At 71.0% G+C, this 12,003-nt stretch carries 9 protein-coding genes; 2 read left to right on the top strand and 7 right to left on the bottom strand.

Annotated elements, in window-relative coordinates:
• Positions 1-3: 3 nt before the first annotated feature.
• Entirely contained in the window at positions 4-2,067 is a 2,064-nt protein-coding gene (locus GLX25_RS01740; protein ID WP_271192337.1) for a beta-galactosidase, read from the bottom strand.
• A 129-nt stretch (positions 2,068-2,196) separates the two neighbouring features.
• On the opposite strand from GLX25_RS01740, the gene GLX25_RS01745 reads away from it, so the two are divergent.
• Positions 2,197-2,853 (top strand): GntR family transcriptional regulator, encoded by a 657-nt coding sequence (locus GLX25_RS01745; RefSeq protein ID WP_155840457.1) that lies wholly within the window; start codon positions 2,197-2,199, stop codon positions 2,851-2,853.
• Positions 2,854-2,900: 47 nt separating this feature from the next.
• On the opposite strand, the gene GLX25_RS01750 is transcribed toward GLX25_RS01745, so the two are convergent.
• The 5 genes from GLX25_RS01750 to GLX25_RS01770 all read right to left on the bottom strand — a co-directional run bounded on the left by GLX25_RS01750 (position 2,901) and on the right by GLX25_RS01770 (position 9,176).
• On the bottom strand, positions 2,901-4,640 hold the full coding sequence (locus GLX25_RS01750) for an amylo-alpha-1,6-glucosidase (protein WP_155840458.1): 1,740 nt from the start codon (positions 4,638-4,640) through the stop codon (positions 2,901-2,903).
• Positions 4,637-5,548: a carbohydrate ABC transporter permease gene (locus GLX25_RS01755; RefSeq protein ID WP_155840459.1), complete on the bottom strand. Its 912-nt coding sequence runs from the start codon at positions 5,546-5,548 to the stop codon at positions 4,637-4,639. The genes GLX25_RS01750 and GLX25_RS01755 overlap by 4 nt, the downstream gene beginning before the upstream one ends.
• The gene (locus GLX25_RS01760) at positions 5,545-6,567 is read right to left on the bottom strand and encodes a carbohydrate ABC transporter permease (protein ID WP_240898048.1); all 1,023 of its coding nucleotides are present in this window, start codon (positions 6,565-6,567) and stop codon (positions 5,545-5,547) included. Before GLX25_RS01760 ends, GLX25_RS01755 begins: the two co-directional genes overlap by 4 nt.
• A 7-nt stretch (positions 6,568-6,574) precedes the next feature.
• The gene (locus GLX25_RS01765; RefSeq protein WP_240898049.1) at positions 6,575-7,855 is read right to left on the bottom strand and encodes an extracellular solute-binding protein; all 1,281 of its coding nucleotides are present in this window, start codon (positions 7,853-7,855) and stop codon (positions 6,575-6,577) included.
• A gap of 136 nt (positions 7,856-7,991) precedes the next feature.
• Positions 7,992-9,176 carry a low temperature requirement protein A gene (locus GLX25_RS01770; RefSeq protein WP_155840461.1) on the bottom strand — a complete coding sequence of 395 codons (1,185 nt, stop codon included), beginning with the start codon at positions 9,174-9,176 and terminating at the stop codon, positions 7,992-7,994.
• A 158-nt stretch (positions 9,177-9,334) separates the two neighbouring features.
• Here GLX25_RS01770 and GLX25_RS01775 point away from each other — a divergent pair, with 158 nt between their 5' ends.
• Entirely contained in the window at positions 9,335-9,985 is a 651-nt protein-coding gene (locus GLX25_RS01775) for a DUF305 domain-containing protein (protein ID WP_155840462.1), read from the top strand.
• A gap of 99 nt (positions 9,986-10,084) precedes the next feature.
• Here GLX25_RS01775 and GLX25_RS01780 read toward each other — a convergent pair whose 3' ends face one another.
• Positions 10,085-11,776, bottom strand: coding sequence for an LVIVD repeat-containing protein (locus GLX25_RS01780; RefSeq protein ID WP_166548333.1), 1,692 nt, complete (start codon positions 11,774-11,776; stop codon positions 10,085-10,087).
• Positions 11,777-12,003 lie beyond the last annotated feature (227 nt).

Here is a 12,003-nt window from a genome sequence, read left to right on the forward strand (position 1 = left end):
CCTTCAGTCGGTGGTCTCGGACAGGGTGACGAACGGGGGCTCGGCCGCACGCGGGGTCGCCAGCACGGCGACGCCGAGCGGGGCCAGCACGAGGCGGCCGGTGGTGGCGTCGCCGCCGAGCAGGTCCTCGGCGCCCTCGGGCACGTCGACGGCGACCTCGCGTGCGCCGTGGTTCAGCACGAAGGTGTAGTCGGTCTCGTCGTCGGCGCGTGTGACCGCCTCGACGTCGGGGTCGATGCGGGTGCGCGCGGGCAGGCCGGCGTCGGCCAGGGCGCGACGCATGACGGCGACGAGTCCCCCTTCGGCGAGCGCCGCGCTCACGTACCATGCGACACCCGCGCCGTGCGCACGGCGGGTCACCGCGGGCCGGCCGGCGAGCACGCCGGTCGCGTAGCGGGCGACGACGGATGCCTCGCCGGAGGCTTCGATCCACTCGGACCAGACGGGTGCGTCGAAGCGCTCCCCGTCGAGCTCGACCAGCTCGGCCGCGCCGTCGGGCACGGGCCACGGTTCGTCGACCTCGATGCCGAGCAGGCCGCGGAGCGGCCCGGGGGCGCCGCCGGGGTGGACCTTCTCGGTCGCGTCGACGACGCCCGAGAACGGCCCGACGACGACGCTGCCGCCGGAGGCGACGAACGCCTCGAGCGCGGCCGCCTGCGCGGCATCCGCGATGTAGAGGTTCGGAACGACCACGAGGTCGTAGCCGTGGAACGGCCCGGTCGCCCGCACGGTGTCGACGGCGTGCCCGAGCGCGTGCAGGGCGGCGTGCCAGGCGCGGGCCTGCGCGAGCCATCCGAGGCGCTGCGAGGGCAGGGACTCGGTCGCGCTCGATCCCCACCAGGAGTCCCAGTCGACGACGAGCGCGACACGGCTGCGCACGCGGGTGCCCTTCACGGGCGCGAGCCGCTGGAGTTCCCGCCCGAACGCCGCGGTCTCGCGGAACGTGCGCGACTGCTCGCCGCGGTGGCCGAGCATCGCGGAGTGGAACTTCTCCTGCCCGTACCGGGCCTGGCGCCACTGGAAGAACATCGCGCCGTCGGAGCCGTGCGCGACGGCCTGGAGGCTGTCGATCCGCATGCGGCCCGGCGCCTTCGGCACGTTCACGTCGCGCCAGCTCACGGCGCTCGCGGCCTGCTCGAGCAGCAGCCACGGCCGCCCGCCCTTCAGCGAGCGCATGAGGCCGTAGTTCAGGGCGGCGGGAACGTGCGCCCGGGGGTCGGCGGGGTCGGGGTAGGCGTCGTCGGTGACGAGGTCCTCGATCTCGGCGAAGCGCCAGTAGTCGAGGTCGCGCAGCAGGCTCATGAAGTTCGTCGTCACCGGAAGGTCGGGCGTGACCTCGCGGAGCACGTCGACCTCGATGCGGAACAGCTCGAGCAGCGCGTCGGAGGAGAACCGCTCGAAGTCGAGCAGCTGGGTCGGGTTGACGGGCCCGGTCGCGCGCCGGGGCGGCTCGATCTGCTCCCACGCGGTGTAGCGCTGGCCCCACACGTTGACGCCCCACGCCTCGTTGAGCCCGTCGAGGTCGCCGTAGCGATCCTCGAGCCAGCGCCGGAAGTGCGCGGCCGACTCGGGGCACCAGCAGCGTGCGACGTGGTCGCCGTACTCGTTCGACACGTGCCAGAGCACGACCGCCGGGTGCTCGCCGTAGCGGTCGGCCATCGCGCGTGCCATGCGGGCGACGTTCGCGCGCCAGACCGGCGAGCTCGGGCAGTACGCCTGTCGCGAGCCGAATTCGAGCCGCCGGCCGTCCGAGTCCGACGGGAGCATCTCGGGGTGGCTGCGCACGAGCCAGGCGGGCGGGGTCGCGGTCGCGGTCGCGAGGTCGATGCGGATGCCTCCGGCCCAGAGCACCTCGATGACCCGGTCGAGCCAGGCCCAGTCGTACACGCCGGGCGCGACCTCGAGCTGCGGCCACGAGAACACGGGGAGGCTGACGAGGTTGACGCCCGCCTCGCGCATCAGCCGGACGTCCTCGTGCCAGACCTCCTCCGGCCACTGGTCGGGGTTGTAGTCGCCGCCGTAGGCGAGCGCGTCGAGGCGAAGGGGCCTCGTCATCGCGTTCGTCACGTCGTGTCCTCTCGTTCGGGGTGGTCAGATCGCCCTGCGCACTGTATTTTGTATACAGACACGTTATGCCGCGAGTCGAATCGGGTCAACCCCTAGGCTTACGGCGTCGGCCGACCGGCTGGAGGATGGATGGCGATCGAACGCAAGAACCTGCGTTCCCAGGTGCGAGAAGAGCTGCTCGCCCGCATGCGCGCGGGGCTGGTCAGCCCCGGCGAGGGCATCAACGAGGTGCAGCTCGCGGCCGAGCTCGGCGTCAGCCGCACGCCCCTGCGCGAAGCGTTGATCGCCCTCGAGAGCGAGGGGCAGATCACGAGCGAGAACGGCAAGGGATTCCGATTCGTGCCGCTCTCGGCGACCGAGTTCGAGGAGCTCGCGCCAGTCATGGCCGCGCTCGAATCGCTCGCGCTCGAGCTCAGCCCGCGCGACGAGCTCCGCGACATCGGTCGCCGGCTCTCCGAGCTCGCCGCCGACTTCCACCAGGAGGTCGTCGAGCACGCGCTGGTCGTCACGAAGGACGACGAGTGGCACGCGATCATGCTCTCCGCGTGCCCGAACCGCCGCCTGCTCGAGACCATCGAGGCGACGCGCGGAGCGTTCCACCGCTACGAGTCGCTCCTCGTCCCGAACGACGTCATGATCGAGCGCGTCGCGGCCGAGCACGCCGAGATCGCCCGCCACCTCGCCGACGGCGACGTCGCCGCGGCATCCGTCGCCCTCAAGGCGAACTGGATGAACGGCATGCGCCGCATCCTCGACAACGCGTCGAGCTCCTACTTCAGCGCCTGAGCGCCGCACGTCCGCGCGCATCGTCCCGTCCGATCCCCCGCCGGCACTCAGTCGTCGTCCGACAGCGAGACGGCGAGGTCGATGAACAGCGCCGCGGACCAGCCGAACGCCGTCGTCGCGGTCGGAGCCCGCTCGCCCGTCCGCGGGTCGAAGTACTCGTGCGGGCCGCCGGCGTGCACGACCAGCTCGACGGTGCGCTCGGCGAGCCGCCGGGCCGTCTCGGAACGACCCGAACGGTCGAGCCCCTCGGCCACGAGCGCGTTCGTGTTGACCCACACCGGACCGCGCCACATGCGCTGCGGCGCGTGGTCGGGGTCGGAGGCGGCGACGGTCGGGATCGGCCACGGCGTCGCGAAACGCTCGGGATCCGCGATCGCGTCCACGAGCCGGTCGACGACCCTGAAGGGCAGCATGCCGGTCAGCAGCGGCATGAGCCCGACGACCGTGTCGCTGTCGACCGGGCGACCGGCCGCGAGCGACCGGAATCGCCCTGATCCGTCGTCCCAGAGGCGCGCGAGCATCCGATCGAGCGTGCGCGCCGCGCGATCGCGGTGAGCGGATGCCGCGCCCGCGACCTCCGCGTCGTCGACGCCGAACCGCTCGACGAGCTCCGCGAGCTCGAGGTCCTGTCGCACGAGGTATGCCGCGAGGTCGGGTGTCGTCGTCGGCAGCGGACCGTCGAACACGGGACTGTCGTCGAGCCCCGACGAGTAGGGGTGCCCGTACTCGGGCAGCCCGTCGCCGTCGAGGTCGGAGTGCACGAACCACCAGTCCTGCGACCGACGGATGGTCGCGACCATCCGTCGCGCCCACTCGGCCGTCCCGCCCTCGGCAGGCTCGACCTCGAGCACCTTCGCGAGCGCCCACGCCGCGAGCGGCGGCTTCGTGAGCGGCACGGGCGCGCTCGGGTCGGCGACGGCCGACCCGGCACGACGCAGGTTCTCGCGATCCGATGCGGGCAGGTCGTCGCTCGACGCGAGCACCCCGAGCTCGTGCACGACGTCGGGCAACTGCCCGTCGGCGGTCGGGAAGCGCAGCGCGAGGTCGAGCTGCTCGCGCGCGAGCTCGGGGTCGCCGTGCCGCAGCCCGGCCGCGATGAAGTAGGCGTCCCACTGCCACAGCCCGACGTAGCCGATCTTCGACGGCACGACCGCGCGCGCATCGCCGAGCTGCGGCAGCTCCGCGATGTTCGCCCCGAGCACCCACCAGCAGAACGCGGCCATGCCCTGCAGGTCCTCGCGCACCACGGGGCAGCGGGCGAACCAGTCGAGCCAGGTCGCGCGCGTCGACGCGAGGTGCGCGACATGGGCGTCGCCCCGCGCGAACTCGACGCCGCGTTCGGCGTCGACGGTGAGGACGACGGATGCCGCGTGCCGCCCGCCGATCCTGAGCGTCTCGGTCTCCGCCCCCTCGCGCGCCCGCCAGGAGACCACCGCCTCGCGACCGTCGGCGACGCCGACGCTCAGCGCGTGCGGGCCCGCGAACGTCAGGGTGACGGCGCCGTCGCCGAGTTCGACGACGTGCGGCAGCACCCTCGTGACGGCGAGCCGCGCGCCGTCGCGATCGCGCACGACGAGCGCGTCGATCGCCACGCAGTCCTCGAGCGACCGCTCGTACTCGGACGTGTGGACGCGCAACCGATCGCCGTCCCGGAACACCATCAGGCGCGACCGCGGCAGCGTGAACGGCGCCCGGACCAGGTCGAGGTGCTCGCCCGCGCGCGCCGCGGCGGCCGCGGCATCCGCTCGCCCCACGACCCGACGAGGCAGCGTCGACTCGGCCCTCATCGGCCGCCGAGGCCCGACGCGGCCATGCTGTTGAGGATCCGACGCTGACCGATCACGAACGCGACGAGCATCGGGATCGTCGCGAGCGCGGAGGCCGCCATCACGAGGCCGTAGTCGACCGAACCGAACTGGCCGCGGAAGCTCGCGAGCAGGAGCGGAACGGTGAACAGGTCGGGCGAGTTCAGCAGCACGAGCGGGAACAGGAAGCTGTTCCAGACGTCGAGCGCGACGATGATGCTGAGCGCGCCGAGGCCCGGCTTCAGGTTCGGGAGGATGATGCTCCAGAACGTCCTCCAGCGGCCGGCGCCGTCGACGAGCGCGGCCTCCTCGAGTTCCTTCGGCAGGCTCAGCACGAACTGGCGCATAAGGAACACCGCGAACGGGTTCACGAGCATCGCCGGCACGATCAGCGAGAGGTGCGAATCCACCCAGCCGAACTTCGCCATCAGCAGGTAGAAGGGGATGAGCGTGACCTGCTTGGGGATCATCTGGGTCGCGAGGAACACGATGAAGAGGATCCGACTGCCGCGGAACCGGATGCGCGCGAACGCGTACCCGGCCATCGACGCCGTGAGCAGCGTGCCGACGACCGACAGCACGCAGATGTAGATGCTGTTGAGGTACGCCTGCCCGAACGGCACCGCGTTCCACGCGTCGACGTACTTCTCGATCGTCCACGGGTCGGGCCAGAGGCTGAGCGGGTCCTGGAGCAGCTGCGGCAGCGTCTTGAACGAGGTGAGCAGCATCCACAGGAACGGGAACACCATGGCGAGGCCCGCGACGACGAGGGCGACGTGGATGGCCACGCGGCCGAGGGTGCGGCGAGTCCCGCCGCCGGCGGCCCGGCGGCGGGGGCGTTCGAGGTCGGGGCGGCCGACGAGCGTCGACTCGAGGTCTGCGGCGGTCATGCGGAATCGTCCTCGTAGTGCACGAACTTCTTCTGCGCGCCGAACTGGATCGCGGTGATGACCAGGGTCAGCAGCAGCAGGATCACGGAGGCGGCGCTGGACGGTCCGAACTCGAACCGCCCGAAGCCCAGGTCGTAGATGTGGTAGACGATCGTGCGCGTCGCGTTGTCGGGCCCGGCGTTCGCGGTGAGCACGAACACGGTGTCGAACGTCTGCAGCGATGAGATGAACGCGACGATCGAGGAGAAGAACACGATCGGCGAGAGCAGGGGCAGGCGGATGCTCCGGAAGAGCCGCCACGCTCCGGCACCGTCGATGCGGGCCGCCTCGATGACCGAGGGCGAGATGTTCTGCAGCCCGGCCAGGAAGATGATCACGTTGAGGCCGAGCGACGACCAGATCGAGACGATGCAGACCGCGATGAGGGCGAGGCGGGGGTCGCCGAGCCAGTCGGGCGGCGCCACGCCGAACACGGTCGCGATCGCGCCGCTCAGCACTCCGTCGGCGCGGAACAGCTGCTGCCAGATCATGGCCACGGCGACCGTGCTCGTGACGACGGGTGCGAAGAAGAGGATCAGGTACAGCGTCCGGGTGCGCAGCTTCTCCAGCGCGACCGCGACGACCACCGCCAGGCCGAGGCCCACGGGCACCGTGATGAGCGCGATCAGCAGCGTGTTCACGATCGAGCGCAGCAGCAGTTCGTCCTGCAGTTGAGCCGTGAAGTTCTCGAATCCGACCCACTCGAGCTCGGTCAGGCCGTCCCACGATGCGAAGGCGAGCACGAGGCTCGCGACGAACGGCAGGAGGACGAAGAGCGCCATGCCGATGAGCTGCGGGCCGACGAACACGTAGCCCCATCGACGGTCGCGGCGGCGCCAGGCGGCCTCGCGCCGTGGCGCACGGCGCCCCGGGCGAACGGATCCCGGGGCTGCCGCGGCCATCGTGGGTGCGCCACCCGCCGCGGGGTGCGCGGGCGGCGCGGCCGGAGCTCCGGCCGCGCCGCCCGTGGTGATCACCATCTCGGTCTCACTCCGCGGTCTTCTCCGCGACGAGGCCGGCGACCTCGTCGAGGGTCGACTGCGCATCGGACTTGCCCTCGTACAGCTTGAGGAACAGGTCGCTGATGTCGGTCGAGAGACCCGGCACGCGCGCCTCCGGCGCGTAGTCCTCGAAGCCGATGTCGCGCATGTCGAGGAAGGTCTGCGCGTGGGCCGGGTAGCCGTCCTCGAGCACGACCTCGTCGGCACCGGCGATGGAGGGCACCGCGTTGCCGCCGCCGGAGAGGCGGAAGACCTGGCCCTCGGCCGAGAGGAACTCGGTCCAGAACGTGAACGCCGCGTCCGTAGCATCCGTCTTGCCGTTGATGGCGAGGTAGGAGGTGGCGACGCCGGTCGGCGCGGCCTGGCCGTCGGGCGTGGGCCAGCGCACGATGTCGTAGCTGTCCTGCTCGCCGGCGCTCGACACGGTGCCGATCGTGTAACGGCCCTGGGCGAAGAAGCCGGCCTTGTGGGTCACGAACACGCTGTCGGCGCCTGCGCCCTCGGGCATCGTGTCGGCGACGACGAACGTGCCGTCCTGGAAGTAGTCGCCGAGCGTCTCGACCGCGTCGACGGTCGCGGCGTCGTCGTTGCCGACGAACGCGCCCGACTCGTCGTAGGCGGTGCCGCCCTGGGCCGAGATCCAGCTGTAGTGCGTCGCCCAGTAGTTCCAGAACATCGAGCCGACGAGACCGGCCTCGGCGAGCGCGTCGTTCATCTCGAGGTACTTCTCGGTGGTCCACTCGCCGTTCTCGGCGAGGGTCGCCGGGTCCTCGGTGATGCCCGCCGCCTCGAGGGCCTGCGTGTCGTACCAGAGCACGTCGGGGTTCGAGTCGTTCGGCGCGGCGTAGATCTCGCCGTCGGTCTCGGCCGCCCCGAACAGGCCGGGGAAGAAGTCGTCCGGGTGCGTCTCGCTGACGTCGGACTCCATGAGCCCGGTGAGCGGCAGGAGCACGTCGGCGTCGACGAACTGGCCGATCTTGTCGTCGCCGATGTAGAACACGTCGGGAGCGGTGCCGCTCGTGAGCTGCGCAAGGAGCTTGGAGTGGTAGTCGCCGTAGCTCGCGACCGGCTGGAGCTCCACCGTGATGTCCGGGTGGCGCTCCATGAACTCCTCGTTGAACTCCTCGAAGCGGGTCAGCTCCTCGGGGGTGCCCCAGGTCGACCAGACGACGGTGTTCTCGTCCGAGCCTCCTCCGCCACCGCTGCAGGCCGCCAGGCCGACCGTCATCGCGCCGACCGCTCCGATCGCGAGCAGACGCCTCGTCATTGAGTTCGCACGGCGCATCGCGCCCCACCTCTTCCGTCATCGGTACTTCACCGGGAGCATCCCAGCACTCAGTATTTTGTATACAGAACGCAATCCGGTCAAGTCTCGAATCGGCAACGACGGTCCGCCGGCCCGCTCACCCGCCCTTCGGCGCGCGGCGCCGCACGCGCTCGATGCTCTCGCCGACCGCCGTCGCGACGAGCACGAGCGCCGCCATCACCCCGGTGCCGAGCGGATCCAGCCACGGGGTGGCGAGCGCGGCGAGCAGGAGCGCGGCGATGCCCGCGAGCTGGGCGCGCATCCAGCGGCGCTCGAGCACCCGCCGGAAGAGCACCGTGCCGACGAGGAACAGCAGCGGCCCGCCGAGCACCGTCACGACCGCGGCGACGCTCTGCTCGTGCGGATGCCCGAGGACCTCCTTGTCGCCCACGCCGAGCAGCACGATGCCGCCGACGATGAGCAGGTGCACCCACGAGTACGCCGTGCGCGCCACGCGCCCCGGCGCGTCCGCCGCCTCGATCGCCTCCGAGCCGATCCGCTCACCGTGGTCGAAGTAGATCCACCAGCAGGCGGCGGCCGCGACGAACGCCGTCGCGACCCCGATCACGCGGTCGGCCGACGCCTCCTCCGCCACGAACGCGAAGCCGGTCACGAGCAGGCCCTCGCCGAGCGCGATGAGCACGAAGAGCGCGGTGCGCTCGGCGATGTGCGCCCCCGAGACATCCCACCGCCCGATCTCCATGCGGCCCCGGCCCGGCACGGGATAGCCGAGGATGCTGCCGACGAGCTCGAGCCCGAGCGCCGCCGCCCAGAACGGCAGCTGGGCGGGCAGCGGCAGGAGCGCGCCGACGATCCACAGCACCGAGCCGGCGAGCGCCCAGACGAGCACGTTCCCGAACTCCCGCGAGACCTGCGCGTCGTGCCGCGCCGTCGCCCAGACCATGAACGCGGCCCGGCCGAGCTTCAGCACGATGTACGCGAGTGCGAAGGCCCAGGCGCGGTCGCCGAACGCCTCGACGATCGCGGCGCTCATCACGAACGCGACGAACGCGAGCGCGATGACCGCGACGCGCACGGGCAGCCGCACCGGGTCGAGCCAGTTCGTCACCCACGTGGTCGACACCCAGGCCCACCACAGCGCGCAGACCATGATCGCCCCCTCGAGCGCGCCGAGGAGCGTCTGGTTCTCGTACAGGTACGCGCCGAGCTGGGTCAGCCCGAACACGAAGACGAGGTCGAAGAAGAGCTCGACGTAGGTGACGCGATCGGCGCGCTCCGAGTCCGTGGGGCGCAGCACGTCGGCGCGCAGTCCGATGGTCATGCGCTCATCCTGCACCCGGGTGGGCGGCGGCGGGCGGATGCCGCGGGCTCGCCGTTCGCGCACGCCGGTGATCCGGGTTAGCCTGACGTGACCTGCGGCACGGCGGGGCGACCCGACCGCACGCGTGACGTTCCCTTCGACGTGGATGAGGTACTCGGATGGCGGCTTGGGCTCGGTCTCTCGGCGGCGCGGCGGCGCTCCTGCTCGCGCTCGGCCTGACCGCCTGCACCGCGGGCGGCGACGCCCCGCAGTCGTCCGGCCCCGTGGTCCAGCTGGGCGCTCCGGGCGAGGAGAACCGCACCCTCTCGCCCGAGGAGGCCGCCGAGATCGCACCGCCGGAGCACACCGAGGCGGACGTCGAGTTCATGCAGATGATGATCCTGCACCACGACCAGGCCGTGACGATGACGGAGTGGGTCGACGACCGTACGGACGATCGCGATCTCCGGCTCATGGCCGAGCGCATGCGCGTGAGCCAGTCGGACGAGATCGACTACATGGCCGGATGGCTGCGGGACCGTGGAACCCCGCTTGAGGGCGACCATGCGCACGGCGGCGAACTGATGCCCGGCATGCTGACCGACGAGCAGCTCGAGCAGCTCGAGGCGGCCGACGGCGAGGAGTTCGAGCGGCTCTTCCTGGAGTTCATGATCCAGCACCACGCCGGCGCCCTCGAGATGGTCGCGGACCTGAGGTCCGCCGGCGGCGGCAACGAGATCTCGGTGTCGCGCTTCGCCGCCGACGTCGAAGGCGACCAAGCCATCGAGATCGCCCGGATGCAGGGCATGCTCGCCGAGCTGGCGTCCTGATCGCCCACCACCCGGAACCTGACGAGGCCCGGTGCTCCTCGGAGCACCGGGCCTCGTCGTTCAGCGGTGGGGAGACCCGGAGGCCTCCCCACCGGTCGATCAGCTGAAGGTCGCCTTCAGCGCGGCGATCGCCTGGACGACGGCCGAGTCGGACGCAGCGCCCGACTTCTTGATGGCGTTGTCGAGCTGCGCGATCACGGCCCGGTTGCTCGAACCGTCGGCCTCGAGCGCCTCGGCCTCGGCCAGGTGCTTGCGCACCTGTGCGAGCTGCTTGGCGGTGAGGTCACCCGATCGCTCAGCCTGGTCGACGTACGACCCGGCCACTGCGAAGCTCGGCGCGTGGACGAGCATCGACTGCGTCTGCGCGTTGAACACGTCGAGCTGGATCTCACCGGCGGCGGCGATCTCGTTGGCCGACATCATGTCGGTCTCCGAGAGCGCGAGGCTGTCGAAGCCGCGCGCGATCTCGCTGCCGAGCACGTTGCCGTTGTACCAGTAGGTCGACCAGTACCCGCCGAGGACGAGCGCGTTCGGATTGATCGGGCCGCGGTCGAGGTACGCGATCTCGACCGGGTTCGCCGTGTCGGTGAAGTCGATGATCGACACACCGCCCTGGTACCACGCCTGCACCATGACGTCGCGGCCGGGCACCGGGATGATCGAGCCGTTGTGCGCCACGCAGTTCTCGGCCGCGGTCTGCGCCGCCGGGAGCTTGTAGTAGCTCGCGAACTCCAGCTCGCCGTCGACGATGTCGAACAGCGCGTTGGCGCCCCACTCCGGCAGGTGCGTGTCGAGGCATCGTGCACCGGTGCCGCCGCCCCACTCGTCCGTGAAGATCACCTTGCTGCCGTCGTTGCTGAACGTCGCGGAGTGCCAGTACGAGAAGTTCGGGTCGGACACCGCGTCGATGCGCACCGGGTTCACCGGGTCGCTGATGTCGACGAGGATGCCGTTGCCCTGGCAGGCTCCGGCGAGGAGCCCGATCTCGGGGAACGCCGTCACGTCGTGGCACGTGTTGGTGTTGGGAGTGGGGCTGTAGAAGCTGCCGCTCGGGTGCTGCTCCGTGCCCGGCAGCGTGTTCTGCAGGCCGTTGTACGCGCCCGAGTCGACATCGGTGAAGATGCGGGGCTGGCTGACGATCGCCGCCGTCTCGGGTGCCGCGAGCGGCACCTGGATGACGTCGATGCGCCACTGCGTCGGGTTGCCCTCGGTGACCGGGTCGGTCGTCAGCGCCGCGTTCTCGCAGCCCTCGAGCTCGAGGGGCGAGCGCACGGTCGAGGTGCCCGAGTTGTAGATGTACACGTTCGCCGCGTCATCCGGGTCGGTCACGATCGTGTGCGTGTGCGAACCACGGCAGGTCTGAACGCCCGGCAGCTGCACCGGGTTCGAGAGGTCGCTGATGTCGAAGATCCGCACGCCGCGGAACCGTTCGAGGTTCACCCCGCCCGGCGCGCCCTGCGTTCCGCAGTCGATGCGACCGTTCGTCGCCTCGACCGACATGAACATCAGGTCGCCGTGGATCGAGACGTCGCCCTGGCCACCCGGACACACGAACGCCGTCTCGAGCACGGGTGCCGCCGGGTCGGAGATGTCGAAGACCTGGAAGCCGGAGAAGCTGCCGACGACGGCCTTGTCGCCCGTGAACGCCAGGTCGGAGTTGATCACGAAGCCCGCCGGGAGCGGCAGGTTCTCGAGCAGCTCGACGCCGCTCGCGGCGATCTCGGCGTTCTCGAGGCCGCCGCCGAGGCCCTCGCGCGGGTCGTCTCCGGCGGCCGCTGCCGTGGCCGTCATCAACGACGCCCCGAGCAGCAGTGCTCCGGATGCCGCGAGCGCGCGTCTGCGCCACGGCACGGGTCTTGGTGAGGATCTCATCGGTGGTGCCCTCTCTGTTCGCTTCACGAAACGTGCTTCACATGTCGGTCGACACCCTCCGAAGGACGATCCGCACGTCGTCGTGCGGATCGCCGGCCCCGGACGGGCCGATCTCTGGGTCTCACGGTACCGATGCGAACGCGTTT

This window comes from Agromyces luteolus (assembly GCF_009729855.1).
In the GTDB taxonomy this organism is placed as follows: domain Bacteria; phylum Actinomycetota; class Actinomycetes; order Actinomycetales; family Microbacteriaceae; genus Agromyces; species Agromyces luteolus.

What these genes read in the sequence shown, in the direction of transcription:
- GLX25_RS01780 (WP_166548333.1), bottom strand. Translation starts at nt 11,776, where the DNA reads ATGACGGCCACGGCAGCGGCCGCCGGAGACGACCCGCGCGAGGGCCTC.
- GLX25_RS01755 (WP_155840459.1), bottom strand. Translation starts at nt 5,548, where the DNA reads ATGACCGCCGCAGACCTCGAGTCGACGCTCGTCGGCCGCCCCGACCTC.
- GLX25_RS01775 (WP_155840462.1), top strand. Translation starts at nt 9,335, where the DNA reads ATGGCGGCTTGGGCTCGGTCTCTCGGCGGCGCGGCGGCGCTCCTGCTC.
- GLX25_RS01770 (WP_155840461.1), bottom strand. Translation starts at nt 9,176, where the DNA reads ATGACCATCGGACTGCGCGCCGACGTGCTGCGCCCCACGGACTCGGAG.
- GLX25_RS01745 (WP_155840457.1), top strand. Translation starts at nt 2,197, where the DNA reads ATGGCGATCGAACGCAAGAACCTGCGTTCCCAGGTGCGAGAAGAGCTG.
- GLX25_RS01760 (WP_240898048.1), bottom strand. Translation starts at nt 6,567, where the DNA reads ATGGTGATCACCACGGGCGGCGCGGCCGGAGCTCCGGCCGCGCCGCCC.
- GLX25_RS01750 (WP_155840458.1), bottom strand. Translation starts at nt 4,640, where the DNA reads ATGAGGGCCGAGTCGACGCTGCCTCGTCGGGTCGTGGGGCGAGCGGAT.
- GLX25_RS01765 (WP_240898049.1), bottom strand. Translation starts at nt 7,855, where the DNA reads ATGACGAGGCGTCTGCTCGCGATCGGAGCGGTCGGCGCGATGACGGTC.